This window comes from Saccharopolyspora sp. NPDC049357 (genome assembly GCF_040677225.1).
Taxonomy (GTDB): domain Bacteria; phylum Actinomycetota; class Actinomycetes; order Mycobacteriales; family Pseudonocardiaceae; genus Saccharopolyspora.
The window spans coordinates 79,494-94,625 of sequence record NZ_JBFAQJ010000020.1 but is presented as its reverse complement, the minus strand read 5'-3'; the positions used below and the strand labels follow the sequence as shown (position 1 = coordinate 94,625).

General features: G+C 71.0%; 15 protein-coding genes. 7 read left to right on the top strand and 8 right to left on the bottom strand.

Annotation, left to right across the window (positions count from 1 at the left end; translation table 11 throughout):
* Positions 1 to 64: 64 nt before the first annotated feature.
* Complete coding sequence (gene dapE, locus AB0J91_RS18500) at positions 65 to 1,141, bottom strand: succinyl-diaminopimelate desuccinylase (RefSeq protein ID WP_363870207.1); 1,077 nt, start codon at positions 1,139 to 1,141, stop codon at positions 65 to 67.
* Positions 1,142 to 1,269: 128 nt separating this feature from the next.
* Between dapE and AB0J91_RS18495 the strand changes: the two genes are divergently transcribed.
* From AB0J91_RS18495 to AB0J91_RS18465, 7 genes are all read left to right on the top strand, one after another.
* Entirely contained in the window at positions 1,270 to 1,563 is a 294-nt protein-coding gene (locus AB0J91_RS18495; protein ID WP_363870204.1) for a hypothetical protein, read from the top strand.
* Between the two features lie 5 nt (positions 1,564 to 1,568).
* Positions 1,569 to 3,305 (top strand): alpha/beta hydrolase, encoded by a 1,737-nt coding sequence (locus tag AB0J91_RS18490; protein WP_363870201.1) that lies wholly within the window; start codon positions 1,569 to 1,571, stop codon positions 3,303 to 3,305.
* Entirely contained in the window at positions 3,302 to 3,817 is a 516-nt protein-coding gene (locus AB0J91_RS18485; protein WP_363870198.1) for an LppA family lipoprotein, read from the top strand. Before AB0J91_RS18490 ends, AB0J91_RS18485 begins: the two co-directional genes overlap by 4 nt.
* A gap of 4 nt (positions 3,818 to 3,821) precedes the next feature.
* On the top strand, positions 3,822 to 4,157 hold the full coding sequence (locus tag AB0J91_RS18480) for a hypothetical protein (protein ID WP_363870195.1): 336 nt from the start codon (positions 3,822 to 3,824) through the stop codon (positions 4,155 to 4,157).
* A 109-nt stretch (positions 4,158 to 4,266) separates the two neighbouring features.
* A complete protein-coding gene (locus AB0J91_RS18475; protein ID WP_363870192.1) occupies positions 4,267 to 4,701 on the top strand; it encodes an LppA family lipoprotein in 435 nt (144 codons plus the stop codon).
* 52 nt (positions 4,702 to 4,753) lie between these two features.
* Positions 4,754 to 5,740, top strand: coding sequence for a 2,3,4,5-tetrahydropyridine-2,6-dicarboxylate N-succinyltransferase (dapD, locus tag AB0J91_RS18470; protein ID WP_363789497.1), 987 nt, complete (start codon positions 4,754 to 4,756; stop codon positions 5,738 to 5,740).
* Between the two features lie 176 nt (positions 5,741 to 5,916).
* Positions 5,917 to 6,840 (top strand): CHAD domain-containing protein, encoded by a 924-nt coding sequence (locus AB0J91_RS18465; protein ID WP_363870189.1) that lies wholly within the window; start codon positions 5,917 to 5,919, stop codon positions 6,838 to 6,840.
* A 79-nt stretch (positions 6,841 to 6,919) separates the two neighbouring features.
* Here AB0J91_RS18465 and dapC read toward each other — a convergent pair whose 3' ends face one another.
* From dapC to typA, 7 genes are all read right to left on the bottom strand, one after another.
* On the bottom strand, positions 6,920 to 8,035 hold the full coding sequence (gene dapC / locus AB0J91_RS18460) for a succinyldiaminopimelate transaminase (protein WP_363870186.1): 1,116 nt from the start codon (positions 8,033 to 8,035) through the stop codon (positions 6,920 to 6,922).
* Positions 8,032 to 8,352, bottom strand: a complete 321-nt coding sequence (gene fdxA / locus AB0J91_RS18455) for a ferredoxin (protein WP_363789494.1) — start codon at positions 8,350 to 8,352, stop codon at positions 8,032 to 8,034. Before fdxA ends, dapC begins: the two co-directional genes overlap by 4 nt.
* Before the next feature lie 140 nt (positions 8,353 to 8,492).
* Complete coding sequence (locus AB0J91_RS18450; RefSeq protein WP_363870183.1) at positions 8,493 to 9,260, bottom strand: hypothetical protein; 768 nt, start codon at positions 9,258 to 9,260, stop codon at positions 8,493 to 8,495.
* A gap of 97 nt (positions 9,261 to 9,357) precedes the next feature.
* Positions 9,358 to 9,705 carry a hypothetical protein gene (locus tag AB0J91_RS18445; RefSeq protein WP_363870269.1) on the bottom strand — a complete coding sequence of 116 codons (348 nt, stop codon included), beginning with the start codon at positions 9,703 to 9,705 and terminating at the stop codon, positions 9,358 to 9,360.
* Between the two features lie 11 nt (positions 9,706 to 9,716).
* Positions 9,717 to 10,628 carry an N-acetyl-1-D-myo-inositol-2-amino-2-deoxy-alpha-D-glucopyranoside deacetylase gene (gene mshB, locus AB0J91_RS18440; protein WP_363870180.1) on the bottom strand — a complete coding sequence of 304 codons (912 nt, stop codon included), beginning with the start codon at positions 10,626 to 10,628 and terminating at the stop codon, positions 9,717 to 9,719.
* 246 nt (positions 10,629 to 10,874) lie between these two features.
* A complete protein-coding gene (locus tag AB0J91_RS18435) occupies positions 10,875 to 12,626 on the bottom strand; it encodes an ABC transporter family substrate-binding protein (protein ID WP_363870177.1) in 1,752 nt (583 codons plus the stop codon).
* Between the two features lie 382 nt (positions 12,627 to 13,008).
* On the bottom strand, positions 13,009 to 14,922 hold the full coding sequence (gene typA, locus AB0J91_RS18430; protein WP_363870174.1) for a translational GTPase TypA: 1,914 nt from the start codon (positions 14,920 to 14,922) through the stop codon (positions 13,009 to 13,011).
* Between the last annotated feature and the right edge of the window lie 210 nt (positions 14,923 to 15,132).

Below are 15,132 nucleotides of genomic sequence, written 5' to 3'. Positions count from 1 at the left end.
GATTACTCCGGTAATCGGGGACCTGAATACCGCCGTAATCCGGTTGCCTCTGGGGGGTGTCGGGTTAGGAGAGGAAGCGGTGGAGGGTGGTGGTGCAGTGGCGGATCTCGGTGGTGCGGACGTGTTCTTGCTGGGTGTGGGCGAGGGTGGGGTTGCCGGGGCCGAAGTTGACAGCGGGGAGGCCGCGGGCGGCGAAGCGGGCGACGTCGGTCCAGCCGAGCTTGGCGACCGGTTCGGAGTTCGACGCCTCGACCAGCTGAGCGGCGGCCGGGGACGTGAGACCCGGGAGGGCACCCGCTGACAGGTCGGTGACCACGACCTCGTAGCCGGAGAACAGCTCCCGCAGCTCCGCCTCGGCCTGCTCGGCGGACTTGTCTGGGGCGAAGCGGTGGTTGACGGTGACCACGCAGGAGTCCGGGACGACGTTGCCCGCGATCCCACCGGTGATCTTCACGGCCTGCAGCCCCTCGCGGTACTGGAGCCCGTCGATCACCGGGTTGCGCGCCGTGTGGTCAACCAGCCGCTGCAGGATCGGCTGCGCCGCGTGGATCGCGTTCTCCCCCATCCACGCGCGGGCGGTGTGCGCGCGGGTGCCCGTGGTGCGAACCTCGACGCGGATGGTGCCCTGGCAGCCCGCCTCGATCGCCGCGTTGGACGGCTCGCACACCACCGCCAGATCGCCGTCGAGCCATTCCGGCAGCTCGCGCTCGATGCGGCCGAGACCGTTGCGCTCGGCCTCGATCTCCTCGCAGTCGTAGAACACGAAGGTCAGGTCGTGACGCGGTTCGGTGAGCGTGGCCGCGAGGTGCAGCATCACGGCGTCGCCGCTCTTCATGTCGGTGGTGCCGCAACCGTGCAGCAGCTCGTCGTCACCGGATCCGGTGCGCCGCGAAGGCAGGTTGTCGTTGATCGGCACGGTGTCGAGGTGCCCGGCCAGCACGACGCGGGTGTCGCGGCCGAGGTGGGTGCGCGCCAGCACGGCTTCGCCGTTGCGGACCACCTCCAGGTGCGGGGCCTGGGCGCGCAGCGCCTCCTCCACCGCGTCCGCGATGTTCTTCTCCGACCCGGAGACGCTGGGGATGTCCACCAGCGCGGCGGTCAGCTCGACGGGGTCCGACGTGAGGTCCAACGAAGCGGTCACGACCGGCAGGCTACCCCGCTGACCTGCGCGGGCCGCATCGGCGGGAACCGGATCGCCGGAACCCCCATCGAACCGATGATCAGCGGGCTAGGCTCCCGCATCGAACTGGTGGGCTCGCGGAGGCTGACATGGGGTTGAGGGCGGAACCGGAAGCACTGCACCAGGCGGGGCGCAGCGCGGACCTCGCCGGTGAGCAGGCGGCGCGGATCAAGCTCGGCGAACCGGCGGCGGACATCGCCGAAGCTCTTCCCGGCGGGAAGAGCGAGGGCGCGGCGACCCGGGTCGCCCAGAGCTGGCAGCGCGCCCTCACGACGTGGAGCGACGAGGCGACCGCGCACGGCGAATCGCTGGCGGCGTCCGCGAAGACCTACGAGCGCAGCGATTCCGACAACGCCCGCGCCATCGACGCGGCCGGGCGGTGAGCGGGATGGTCAGCTACGCCGACGTGCGGCGCTGGAACGCCGATCGCCTCGACGCGGTGCACGGCGATCTCGGCAAGCGCCGGGACGGCCTGATCAACCTGCAGGACGAGCTCGACGGCGCCCGCAACCCCGACGGCTGGACCGGCGAAGCCGCGCAGCGCTCCGCCGAGCAGCACCGGCGGCTGTTGGAGGAGATGCGCTCGCTGGTCGCCGAGGTGGCGACGGTCCGGGCGGCGGTCGCCACCGCCGCCGACGACGTCGCCGCGCTCAAACGCCGCGTCGACACAACCGACCACGAGGCCCAGGCCCACGGCTTCCAGATCACCGAGGACGGCGGCGTCCGCGACGTCGCCCCGCCCCAGAACGTTCCGGCCGACCAGCTGGAGCAGGTCAAGGCCGAGCGCACCCGCGTGCGCGACGACCTGGTCGCCGAGATCGAGAAGATCCTCGACCAGGCCGAAGCCATCGACGCCGCGCTCGCCAAGACCCTCACCGCCGCGGACGAGGACCAGATCAAGCCCGGCAAGGGCACATCACTGGCGGACGCGGCCGAGACGGACGAGCTGAAGGCGCTCGCCGCCTCCGCCGGAAAACCGCCGCACAACACCGCTCAGGCCAACGCCGACTGGTGGAAGTCGCTGTCCGACGAGCAGCGCTCGGCGCTGCGGGAGAACCCGCCCGCGTGGCTGGGCAACCGCGACGGCATCCCGGCGGTCGTGCGCGACGCGGCCAACCGCGCGAACCTCGACGACACCCGGGCGCAGCTGCGCGGCGAGCGGAACCGCTTGGCGCAGGGCGGGATCAGCGAGGACGAGCAGGAGAAGGCCGACCAGATCGACGCGAAGCTCAAGGGCCTGGACGCCGTCGAGGACACCATCGCCCGCGACGACCGGCAGCTGCTGGTCCTCGACGCCGGCGGTGAGCGGCTGAAGACCGCCGTGGCCGTGGGCGACGTGGACACCGCCGACCACGTCTCGGTGTTCACCCCCGGGTACACCACCACCGTCGAGGGCAGCCTGAAGGGCGCCGACGCCGAAACCCAGGAACTGGTCGCCGAATCCCAGCGGGAGATGATGCGGTCCGGCAAGGAGGGCGAGGTCGCCGGTGTGTTCTGGCTCGGCTACGAGGCCCCGCAGGAGTCCGAGAACACCGACCTGCTGGGCGATTCCGTCGCCAGCTCGAAGTCGGCCGAGGAGGGCGGGGCGAAGCTCAACGAGTTCTACAAGGGCATCAACAGCTCTCGCGAGACCGATCCGCACCTGACCGCGATCGGGCACTCCTACGGCTCCTCCACGACCGGCTACGCGCTGCAGGGCGGTGGGCACGGCGTGGACGACGCGATCATCTACGGCTCCCCCGGAGTCGGCACCAACGACATCGAGGACCTGCACGTCCCGGAGGGTCACACCTACCGGCTGGAGGCCAAGAACGATCCGGTCGCCGACTTCGCCCGCTTCGGCGGCGACCCGTCGCACATGGACGGGTTCACCGACCTGTCGACCGAGAAGTCCGACGAGGGCGGGCAGGTCACCGGGCACAGCGATTACCTCGACCCGGACACCACCAGCCAGCACAACATCGCCTCGGTCGTCGGCGGCGTGCCGGAGAACGCGGTGGAGGGGAAGACCGACGGCGTGGGCGACGGGCTGTCGTACGTTCCGCACCAGGTCCAGGAAGGCGCTTCGGCCGTCCAGGACTGGGGCAGCGACCGGGTTTCGGACATCAAGGACCTGTTCTCATGAGGCGATTCGCCACACTGATCCTCAGCGCCGCGCTCCTCTCCGGTTGCGCGGCCGGCGGACCCGATGGGGGAAGCATGGAAGACCAGCTCAACGCACTGCGGCAGCGACCCAGCATGGAGGAGGTCGTGGCCGACTACGACCGGATGCAGCAGGAGCTGCGGGAACGGCTGGTCGCCGAGATCGGGCTGCCGGAGTTCACCGACGAGGGCAACACCGGTGAGTCGGCGTGCCCGGACTTCGCCGACGTGCGAGGTGCCGAGCAGCGCACCCTGGCCACGTGGATGCAGAAGGGCGGCATCCCGGACGAGCAGTGGGCACGAGCTCTGCGGATCGCCACCGAGGTGGGTGCTTCTCGCGGGTTCACCGAGCTGCACGTGGTCACCGACCGGCCGGGCGACCACAAGATCGAGCTGCACAACCCCTACGGGGCCCGGTTGCAGCTCGGCGCCGCCGCCAACACGGTTCTGAGCGTGCGGACCGGGTGCCACCTGCTGCAGTCTGCGAAGGGGTGAGGTCGTGAGCGCGCCCGACACCAGCGGCCGCACGGCGGCGGTGGTCTTCGCCGTGCTGGCCACGCTCGCGGCGCTGCCGATCGCGGCCTTCACCGCGTTCATCGGCGTCTGGAGCGCGGCCGTGCCCTGTCACCCGGGCGGGCAAGGCGGCTGCACGCCGGCCGGGGCCGTCACGGCGGTGTCCGTGCTCGTGCTGCTGGCCGGGCCGGTGTTCCTGTGGTTCCGGGTCCGGCGGCCGGGCTCGACGGGCACCGCGGCGGTCGTCGGGCTGGTGGGGCTGGTGGTCGGACCGCTGGTCGCGCTGGTGCTGATGAGCGTCGTGCTGAACCTGTTCGGTTGAGTGTCGAGGCTCACAGGGAACTCAGAGGGGTGCCGGGTCCGGCCAAGATCGACGATCCGGCATCATTTCTCTACGTCCGGATCTACGTCCGACCGTGACGGGGGTACCCGTGTTGGACCCGCGAAGTGCGCTCCAGCAGCGTCCGAGCATCGAGCAGATCAGCGCGCAGTACGAGCAGATGCAGCAGCGCCTGCGCGACCTGCTGGATCGCCTGGTCGGGCCGTTGCAGTGGGCGGTGTCGTCTCCCGAGACGAAGGTGGGCTGCTCGGAGTTCGCCGGTGCCGACGCCGAGAGCCGGGTGTTGGAGTCCTGGCGGGCCGCGCAGCCGGTCGCCGACGTGGACTGGCCGAGCGCGGTGTCCATCGTCCGGTCGATCACCGCGGAGTACGGCTTCGGCGAACCGGAGATCATCGTCAACCGCACCGGCGACCACGAGATCACCGGCAACGACTCCTACGGCGGGGTCTACACCTTCGGCACCTCGCGCGGCACGATCCTGACGGTCACCACCGGGTGCCACCTCCCGAGTGCGCTGAAGAGCTGAACGCCCCACCCCGTGCGGGCCGAGCACCGCGTTGCCGATTACCGTTTTGGGCATGAGCGCGAACATCCCCGACCCGCAGACCACGGGTGCCCACGGCGTGGGCCTGGCGACCGTGACCGACGACGGCACGGTTCTCGACACCTGGTTCCCCACCGTCAAGCTGAACGAGTCGGGCCAGTCCGGCACGACCAAGCTGACCGCGGAGCAGGCCGCCGAGTCCCTCGGCGAGGCCGGTGTCGCGCTGCTCGGGCGGGATGACGCCCGCGGCGTCGAGGTCATCGCGGTCCGCGTCGACATCGCCAAGCTCGCCGACGCCCCGGCCGACGCGCACGACGTCTACCTGCGGCTCCACCTGCTGTCGCACCGCCTGGTGCACCCGCACGGGTTGAGCCTCGACGGCCAGTTCGGCCTGCTCGCCAACGTCGTGTGGACCAACCACGGGCCGTGCCCGGTGGAGGGCTTCGAGGCGACCCGGCTGCGGCTGCGCGCGCGCGGCCCGGTGACGGTCTACAGCATCGACAAGTTCCCGCGCATGGTCGACTACGTGGTGCCCTCCGGCGTGCGCATCGGCGACGCCGACCGGGTCCGGCTGGGTGCCCACCTGGCCAGCGGCACGACCGTGATGCACGAGGGCTTCGTGAACTTCAACGCCGGGACGCTGGGCGCGTCCATGGTGGAGGGCCGCATCTCGGCCGGTGTCGTGGTCGGCGACGGCTCGGACGTCGGCGGTGGCGCGTCGATCATGGGCACGCTGTCCGGCGGCGGCAAGGAGGTCATCTCCATCGGTGAGCGCTGCCTGATCGGCGCCAACGGCGGCATCGGCATCTCGCTGGGCGACGACTGCGTCGTCGAGGCGGGCCTCTACGTCACGGCCGGCACCAAGATCACGCTGCCGGACGGCACGCTCACCAAGGCCGCCGAGGTCTCCGGCAACGACGGCCTGCTGTTCCGCCGGAACTCCACCACCGGCGCCGTCGAGGTCACCGCCCGCTCCGGCGGCAAGGTGGAGCTCAACGCCGCCCTGCACGCGAACGACTGACCTTTGTCGCTGGTCGTCTTGCACAGCGGTGCGGGTAGCGGAACCTGAGACACCGCCATGCTCCGGATCCCGGACTGAGAAGGGCCCCTTCCACCGCAGGTGGGAGGGGCCCTTCCTGTTGAGTTTGGTCCGTTCGGAGCAGCCTGTCGGGTGAGTTGTCCGTTTTAGCATGGGGGATGGCTGTTTCCCGGCTTCTCGAGGACGTGCTCTCCGCTGAGCCCGTGGAGGTGGGGCGCGGGGCGTCGATCGCGGCTCACGTCCGCGCCGGGCTGGACGCGCGGTTGCGCGCGCTGCGGGCGCACGAGGCCGGGACGCGCGTCGGGGAGGATCCCGAGGAGCTGCACCAGATGAGGGTGTCGGTGCGGCGGATGCGCGCGATGCTGCGCTCGGCGCGGCCGTTCCTGGACCGCGACGAGTCCGAGCCGCTGCGCGCCGAGCTGGGCTGGCTGGGCAGGGCTCTCGGCCCGGTCCGGGATCTGGACGTGCTGCTGGAACGGCTCCGCTCGGAGTTCACCGGCCTCACCGAGACCGAGCGCAGCGCCGCCGAGCAGCTGGTCTCCGGCCTCGACGCCGAGTACCTGCGGGCCAGGGACGACATGCTGGCAGCGCTGGACGGCGACCGCTACCAGGATCTTCTGGACCTGCTGGCCCGTGCCACGCGGGAACTTCCCGGCCGGGGCTCCGATGTGGACGCCGCGGCGCAGCTGCGCCGCCTCGTGCGGCGACAGTTCGGCAGGCTGCGCAAGGCCGTCGAACGGCTTCCGGCCGAGCCCGCCGACGCCGAGCTGCACGCGCTGCGCATCGACGGAAAGAAGGTCCGCTACACCGCCGAGCTCGCCGAACCGCTGCTGGGCGCCCCGGTGAAAGTGCTGATCAAGGCGACCAAGGGCTTCCAGGACGTCCTCGGCGAGCACCAGGACGCCTGCGTCGCGGAGGAGCGGATCCGGGCGCTGCTCGACGGCTTCGGGCCGCGCCCGGATGCCGGAATCGCCTTCGCCGCAGGACGTCTCGTGGAACGCGAGGAGGTCCGCAAGGCCGACCGCCGCGCCCGGTGGCCGGAGGCCTGGAACACCCTCAGCGGAGCCGCGGCCGAGGTGTGAGACCGACCGGCCGTTCTGGTCCGAACCGACCGGGCACGAGGGACATGATCATGGGGCGGTTCGGGCCAGAACCGCCCGATCAGGCGTCCAAGCGCTTCGCCGCGGTGGCGATCCGCTCGTCGGTGGCCGTCATCGCGATGCGGACGTGGCGAGAGCCGTCAGGCCCGTAGAACGTGCCCGGCGCGGCCAGGATCCCTCGCTGCGCGAGCCACTCCACCGTCGCCCAGGCGTCCTCGCCCCGCGTCGACCACAGGTACAGCCCGGCCTGCGAGTGCTCGATGGTGAACCCGGCCGACTCCAGCGCGGGACGCAGCACCGCGCGGCGGGAGGCGTAGAGCTCGCGCTGAGCGGAGACGTGCTCGTCGTCGCGCAACGCGGCGGTGACCGCCTCCTGGACCGGGCGCGGAACGATCATCCCGGCGTGCTTGCGCAGCTCCAGGAGCCGCGCGACCAGCACCGGATCACCGGTGACGAACCCGGCCCGGTACCCGGCCAGGTTCGACGACTTCGACAGCGAGTGCACGGCCAGCAGGCCGTCGCGGGCGGCGCCGACCGAGGGGTGCAGCACCGAGACCGGCTCGGCGTCCCAGCCCAGCGCCAGGTAGCACTCGTCGGAGGCCACCACGGCGCCCATGTCCTGCGCGGCGCGCACCATCCGGCCGAGCTCGTCGGCGGTGAGCACGCGTCCGGTCGGGTTGGACGGCGAGTTCAGCCACAGCAGCCTGGTCCCGGCGGGCGGCAGCTCGCCGGGGGCGAGCCGGACGACCTCGGCACCGGCGATCTTCGCGCCGACCTCGTAGGTCGGGTAGGCCAGGTCCGGGATGGCGACGACGTCGCCGGGCCGCACGCCCAGCAGCGTCGGCAGCCAGGCGACCAGTTCCTTGGAACCGATGGTCGGCAGCACCGCGTCCGGTTCCAGACCGGTGATGCCGTAGCGCCTGCGCAGCGACTCCACGGCCGCTTCGCGCAGGGCCGGTGTGCCGTGCGTGGCCGGGTAGCCCGGCACTTCCGCCACGGCCGACAGAGCTTCCTGGAGCTTCGCCGGTACCGGGTCGACCGGGGTGCCCACGGACAGATCGACGATGCCGTCCGGGTGGGCGTTGGCGGTCGCCTTGTGCGGTGCCAGCGAGTCCCAGGGGAAGGCAGGAAGCCGTGGCCCGGACGCGGCTGCGCCCGGGCCGGTCACGGAACTCATTCGCCCTGAGGCGGCAGGCTCGTGATGGGCTCGACGTCCTTGCTGACCTTGCCCACCTTCGCAGCTCCACCCGGCGAGCCGAGCTCGTCGAAGAAGTCCACGTTCGCCTTCGTGTAGGCGGCCCACTCGTCCGGCACGTCGTCTTCGTAGTAGATGGCCTCGACCGGGCAGACCGGCTCGCAGGCACCGCAGTCGACGCACTCATCGGGGTGGATGTAGAGCATCCGCCCGCCCTCGTAGATGCAGTCGACAGGGCACTCTTCGATGCATGCCTTGTCGAGCACGTCCACGCAGGGCTCGGCGATCACGTAGGTCACGGTTGCACTCCTGCTCGAAGCGTTGTCCAACGCACGCTCAGGAATCTCCTGGCGCGACTGCTGACAGTATCTCTCGGACCCCCCTGAGCGCGTAACTGGTCCCACAGCTCGGGAGTCCCATCGACTCTACGTCGCATGCGTTAACGGCGTAAACCGTTCTGGTGCAACCACTCCGCCCCCTTCCGGCCGATGCGCTTGAGGGCCGAACGTTCCCCCAGGTAACCACCGACAACACCCACCACGGGAAGGTTCCCGAGGAGCTGGTGGTGCAGCCGTCCCTGGGGTCTCTTGTCGAGTTCGGAATCGAACTCCCACACCGCACGTGCCATGCGCCACACCGTGCGCACGACGGCCTTCACGGTCGCTTTACCGTGCTTGCGCTTCGAGGCGTCGATGTCCTCGGTGAGCTCCTGCGTGCGCGCGTCGTCCTCGGCGGACCCCGCGGACCCGGAGGCCAGCTCGCGGCTGATCTTCCGGCCCAGCAGCACCTCGGCGATCAGCTGGACCTTGACGGCTGAATCGGTCACCCCGTGCTCGCCCGCGATCGCGCACAGCACCAGGCTCTGCCCGGTGATGCCCAGGGCGTTGCGCATCGGCAGCCGGGAGGTGATCGCCCCGCCGAACCGGGGCAGCCCGGCCGCCAGCGCCAGGAACCGGCCGACCCGCAACGTCCACCATTCGCAGCGCTCGTCGACGCTCATCGCGTCCCAGGTGGAGCTGCCGGGCAGCTGCATCGAGTCGAGCTGCCGCAGCAGCTTGTGGATCGCCCCGTCGCCCAGGGCGTCGATCTCCCGCCCTCGCAGCCGAACCGGGTCGGCTTCGCGCAGCGCGGCGAGCACGGGCGTCGCTGCCCGCACGAACGGCCGCAGCACGGCTGCGACGCGTTCATCGGTCAACACTTCGGCCATCGGTCCTCCCGGCTTCCATTCTGCCGAACCGAGGCCGACGACCGGGTGCGAGAACCCGGTGTTCGCCCACACGAAAACCGCCGTACTCCCCGAGGGGTCAGCGCGCGGGTTTGGCGAGGACGATGCCGAGCATCAGGGCGCTGGGCAGGGCGCCCCCGGCGATGAGCAGCAGGGTGCGCCAGTCGCTGCCGAGCAGCACGACGTCACCGCCGGGCCCGAACACGCCGAACACCAGCACCACCGCGAACCACAGCACCAGCGGTGCGCCCGCGACGCGGCGGCTCCGGGAGATCCGGCCGGCTTCGGCGACCAGCAGCGGAGTCGTCACGGCCGCCACGGCGGCGGTGATCGGGAACTGCACCGAGCCGATGTAGAGCGGCAGGTACAAGAGCTCCAGGATCGCCAGCAGGACCGCGTCGAGCAGCAGGAAGCCGAACAGGGTCATCTCCCGACGCGTCACCGGTCCCCCACCGGTTCGGTGCCGCTCACCCCGAGTCCGCCGAACAGGTCCGCCTCGCAGCCCTCGGACGGGCCGGTGGCCAGCACGTAGTGCTCGCTGCTCAGCACGGGGTGCGCCACGCCGTTGGACAGCGCGTAGGAGGCGACGCCGTCGCCGTTGCGCCACTGCTCGACCCAGACCTTGACCTGGGTGCCGTGCGCCCGCAGCGCGCTGATCTTGGCGGGCAGGTGCTCGGCGATGTCGATGACGGTGGTGATCGTCTCGTCGGCGACGCTGGCCAGCTCGTGCGGTTCGGGCAGGTCGAAGGGCAGGTCTTCGGCGCGCGCGAGGTCGGCGAGACCCTTGGCCAGCGCATCGCGCGAGGGCACCGCGTAGAACAGCCTGTCCACGTCCGGGACGCGGTCGACCGCGGCGCGCGTGATCTCGTGGGCGCGGACGTGGTCCGGGTGCCCGTAGCCGCCGTCCTCGGCGTAGGTCACGACGACCTGCGGCTTGACCTCGTCGAGGATGTCCGCCAGCGCCGCGACCTGCGGCTCGCGGTCGCCGATGGCGAAGGCGCGCGGATGGGCGTCGGGGCGGGCAGTTGCCTGGCCGGGCTGCTCCCAGAGCATCCCGGAGTCGCGCCACCGGCCGACACCACCCAGGAACCGCTGGTCGGCGACCCGCAGCGCGGCGCAGGCCGAGCGGAGCTCACCGACCCGGTAGCCGCCGAGCTGGTCGGCCTGATCCGACACCAGCCCCTGCAAGCTCTCCGGGATGACCTCGCCTTCCTCGCCGAGGGTGCAGGTCACCACGTAGACCTGCACGCCGCGGGCGGCGTAGCGGGCGATCGTCCCGCCGGTCCACAGGGTCTCGTCGTCTGGATGCGCGTGTACCAGCAGCAACCGCGGTGGGGCCGTCAGCGTCACCGGTCCAGCCTAATCGGCGCACAAGAACAACAACGAAGGCCCCGACGTCAGGCAAGCACCGAAGGTGCTTCCTCAGTCCCCACCAGAGCAACCGGCACCGCCGCGGGTTCTGACACGTCTTCTGGGGAGGACAGCCGCAGCGCCGCGTATAGACATGCTCAAGTCGCGGATCCGGAGCCAGAAGGCGTGTCAGGTTCCGCCACCCGCACCGCCAAGCACAACGACCACGGCCTCTTCGAGAGAGAATTAATAGCCGTCGTTCTCAGCTGGTGTTCCGAGCCATTGGGCGGCCGTGGAGAACGGCCCGGCGAACCCGTTGCCCGCCTGGACGCCGGTGGCCTCGTTGCTCAGCGCCAGGACCTGCGCCTGCTGGTAGAGCGGCAACGCGATCGCGTCCCGCCACAGCACCGACTCGACGTTCGCCGACGCCTGCTGGAACGGCATCCGGCCGGACAGGGCCGCGTCGATCGTGGGCTGCAGGAGCTCGTCGCAGAAACCGGCCGCGTTGTAGGGCAGCGGCTGCTCGCTGTCCGGGTCCACACCCGGACAGCCGTAGGACGAGGCCATGGTGGCGGCCGGATCGCCGCCGGCCGGGCGCGGCGCCACCGCCATGTCGACGGTGCCCGAGGTGCCCGCCTCCGCGGAGTGCGGATCGGTGGCGAGCATGTCGCCGAAGAGCTGATCCCCGGTCGGCGTCACCACCGTGGCCTGGATGCCCTGCGCGCGGAGCTGCTGGGCGGAGGCTTCGGCGATGCTGATGTAGCCCTCGTGCTCGAAGGGCGCGGCGATCACCAGGTTCAGCGGACGTCCGTCGCGGATCCACGAACCGCCCGTGCGCTGGTACCCCGCCTCGGTCAGCAACCGTTCGACCTGCGCCGGATCGGGACGCTTCGGCAGCGCCCCCGCCGGTTCCGTCGGCTTGTAGCCGTGCTCGGACGGCGCGAGGACCTGCGCGTGCGCCTGCAACTGCTCGCCGGGCCCGCCGCCGGTTCCCGCCTCGATCAGCGCGGGGCGGTCCAGCGCGGCCAGCACGGCCTGCCGGACCTTGACGTCGGCGAGCGCGCGGCTGTCCTGCCGCAGCAGCATCTCCATCGTCGCCGGGCGCGGAACGGTCATCATCTGCACCTGGTCGCCCAGGTCGCGCAGCGACCGCACGGTGCCGGCGTCGGCGCTGAACAGCGCCAGGTGGCTGTCTCCGCTGCGCAACGCCTCGACCTGGCGGGCCTTGTCGATGGCGCGCAGCACGATCCGGTCGGACTGCGCGGGCGGACCCCAGTAGCGGTCGTTGCGCTCCAGGATGATCTCGCCGCGGTCCAGGTCGATCTGCCGGATCGCGAACGGCCCGCCCGAAGCCGGGTAGCCGTCGTCGAGGACGGTTCCCCAGCCGCGCGGCGCCGCGCGCAGCAGGTGCGCGGGCAGCAGGTTGTTGAACAGCGTCTGCCATCCCGCGAAGGGCTTGCTGAAGGTGACGTCGACGGTCTTGCCGCCCTGCCTGGAGGCGACGTCGTCGATCAGCCGGTAGCCGGCCGGGTCCGCCACTCCGGGCTGCGACCGGAGCTGTTCCCACAGGTAGACGAAGTCCTCGGCGGCGATCGGGGCGCCGTCGGACCAGCTGGCCTGCCGCTTGATCCGGTACCGGACGGTGAACTTCTCCGCGTCCGGGACGACCTCGGCGGATTCCATCAGGTTGGTGTCGAGCTGCAGCGCGCCGTCCTGGCCGGGCCGGAACACCGACGGCAGCATCAGCCCGGCGAGCGCGGAGCTCGTCGGCGACAGGTCGGCGAGCGTGTGCGGGTTGAACCCGCCCTCCAGCTCGTCGACGCCGACGACGACCTCGATCGGCATCGGCTGCGCAGGAGTGCTCGTGCTGGGTTCGCTGGTCGTCGGGCTCGGCTCCACCAACTGCGGTGGCGGAGCGTCCGTGCAGCCCGCGACCAGGCTGACGACGGTCACCAGCAGGGGAACCGCGCCCAGTGCGCGGCGTCGACCCTGGGTCACGCCGAACCTCCCCTCACATCGGCCGCCGGAGGATCACCCCGGGCCACGCGACTCGGGTCCGGACGACACCGTCCGAACGCAGGACGCGCGAGAGCCCCCCATGGTTCCGCAAGCGATCCGATGATCGTCCCTGGGGTCCATCAGCGCCAGCCGCCACCACCATCAGGCCGAACCATCAGGCAAGCGCCGAAGCGCTTCCTCTCCACCCCACCTGAGCGCAACTCGCACCGACGGTTCTGAGCGGTGCTGTGGCGAGCACGCCTCGACGCCGATGTCCACCCCCTGGGTAAGCGGAATACATCAGTCGTGGCGCGCGGAGTCCACAGCGCCGCTCAGGCTCCCCCACCGGCGCCGCCGAGCAAGGCGACCACCGGCACCAAGATCAGCTATTGTCGCGGGCCTTCTGGCGGGAGCGCTCGCGTCCTCGGGTGGTGCTGTCCAAGGTGATCTTCCGGACGCGGATGGCCTCCGGGCCGACCTCGACGCACTCGTCGCCGGAGCAGAACTCCAGGGCCTCCTCCAGCGAGAGGGTGCGCGGCTTGGCCAGCTTCTCCAGCTCATCGGCGGTCGAGGACCGCATGTTGGTGAGCTTCTTCTCCTTGGTGATGTTCACGTCGAGGTCCTCGGCGCGCGGGTTCTCGCCCACGACCATGCCCTCGTAGACCTCGCTGCCGGGCTGCACGAAGAACGAGCCGCGGTCGGCCAGCTGCAGCAGCGCGTAGTTGGTGGCCGGGCCGGACCGGTCGGCGACCAACGAGCCGCTGTGGCGGGTGCGCAGCTCGCCCACCCACGGGAAGTAGCCCTCGAAGACGTGGTTGGCGATGCCGGTGCCGCGCGTCTCGGTGAGGAACTCGGTGCGGAACCCGATCAGGCCGCGCGAGGGGATCACGTAGATCAGCTTGATGCGGCCGGTGCCGTGCCCGTCCATGGTCTCCATGCGGCCCTTGCGGCCGGCCAGCAGCTGGGTGACGGCGCCGAGGTGCTCCTCGGGGGCGTCGATGGTCAGCCGCTCGAACGGCTCGCACAGCTTGCCGTCGATGGTCTTGGTGACCACCTGCGGCTTGCCGACGGTGAGCTCGAAGCCCTCGCGGCGCATGTTCTCGACCAGGATGGCCAGCGCCAGCTCACCGCGGCCCTGGACCTCCCAGGCGTCGGGCTTCTCGGTCGGCAGCACCTTCATGCTGACGTTGCCGATCAGCTCGGCGTCCAGACGGGCCTTGACCTGCCGGGCGGTGATCTTGGAGCCGCCGTTGCGACCGGTCAGCGGCGAGGTGTTGACGCCGATGGTCATCGAGATGGCCGGGTCGTCGACGGTGATCCGCGGCAGCGGCTTCGGGTTGTCCGGGTCGGTGAGGGTGTCACCGATGGTGATGTCCGGGACGCCGGCGATGGCCACCAGGTCACCCGCGGAGGCCTCCTCGGCGGGCACGCGGGTGAGGTTCTCGGTGATCAGCAGCTCGGTGAGGCGGACCTTCTCGACGCTGCCGTCCTCGCGGCACCAGCCGACGGTCTGACCCTTGCGCATGGTGCCGGAGTGGATCCGGCACAGGCCGATGCGTCCCAGGAACGACGAGGCGTCGAGGTTGGTGACCAGCGCGCTCAGCGGCGAGTCGAAGTCCGCGACCGGCGCGGGCACGTGGTCCAGCAGGACCTTGAACAGCGAGTCCAGGTTCTCCTCGGCGGGCAGCTCGCCGTCGACGGGCTGCTCCATCGAGGCGCGGCCGGCGCGGGCGGAGGCGTAGACGACCGGCAGGTCGAGGATGGCCTCCATGTCCAGCTCGACCTCGCCGTCGAGCTCGCTGGCGAGCTCCAGCAGCAGGTCGTGGGCTTCTTCGACGACCTCGGCGCAGCGCGCGTCGGGGCGGTCGACCTTGTTGACGACCAGGATGACCGGCAGCTTCGCGGCCAGCGCCTTGCGCAGCACGAAGCGGGTCTGCGGCAGCGGGCCTTCGCTGGCGTCGACCAGCAGGGTCACGCCGTCGACCATCGACAGCGCGCGCTCCACCTCGCCGCCGAAGTCGGCGTGGCCGGGGGTGTCGACGACGTTGATGGTGACCGGTCCGTCTTCGGTCTCGCGACGGATCGCGGTGTTCTTGGCCAGGATCGTGATGCCCTTCTCACGTTCCAGGTCGTTGGAGTCCATGACGCGGTCGACGAGCTCGGCGCGTTCGGAGAAGGCACCGGACTGGCGCAGCATCGCATCGACCAGGGTGGTCTTGCCGTGGTCGACGTGCGCGACGATGGCTACGTTGCGCAGATCACTGCGCGTGGGGGCGGCGACGCTGGTGGCGGACACGCGGGTACTCCATGGCTCGGCGCGGAAAGGTCGCGGCGGTTCGTCGATGTGATGCACCGCTGGGCGATGGCACCGGATGCGGATCTCCCCGCATGGCGCCTGCTGACTTCCAGGCACCGGCCGCGGCTCCACTGCGCCGCTGCTGCGGAGCTCATTTCGGGCGGCACCCCGCGGTTGCGGGGGCGCTACGTCGACACGCGGCCCCCTCCA

Excerpts from the sequence above, each read along its gene's own strand:
- AB0J91_RS18495 (WP_363870204.1), top strand. The coding sequence starts at position 1,270 with ATGGGGTTGAGGGCGGAACCGGAAGCACTGCACCAGGCGGGGCGCAGC.
- AB0J91_RS18490 (WP_363870201.1), top strand. The coding sequence starts at position 1,569 with ATGGTCAGCTACGCCGACGTGCGGCGCTGGAACGCCGATCGCCTCGAC.
- AB0J91_RS18485 (WP_363870198.1), top strand. The coding sequence starts at position 3,302 with ATGAGGCGATTCGCCACACTGATCCTCAGCGCCGCGCTCCTCTCCGGT.
- dapD (WP_363789497.1), top strand. The coding sequence starts at position 4,754 with ATGAGCGCGAACATCCCCGACCCGCAGACCACGGGTGCCCACGGCGTG.
- AB0J91_RS18465 (WP_363870189.1), top strand. The coding sequence starts at position 5,917 with ATGGCTGTTTCCCGGCTTCTCGAGGACGTGCTCTCCGCTGAGCCCGTG.
- dapC (WP_363870186.1), bottom strand. The coding sequence starts at position 8,035 with ATGAGTTCCGTGACCGGCCCGGGCGCAGCCGCGTCCGGGCCACGGCTT.
- AB0J91_RS18450 (WP_363870183.1), bottom strand. The coding sequence starts at position 9,260 with ATGGCCGAAGTGTTGACCGATGAACGCGTCGCAGCCGTGCTGCGGCCG.
- AB0J91_RS18445 (WP_363870269.1), bottom strand. The coding sequence starts at position 9,705 with ATGACCCTGTTCGGCTTCCTGCTGCTCGACGCGGTCCTGCTGGCGATC.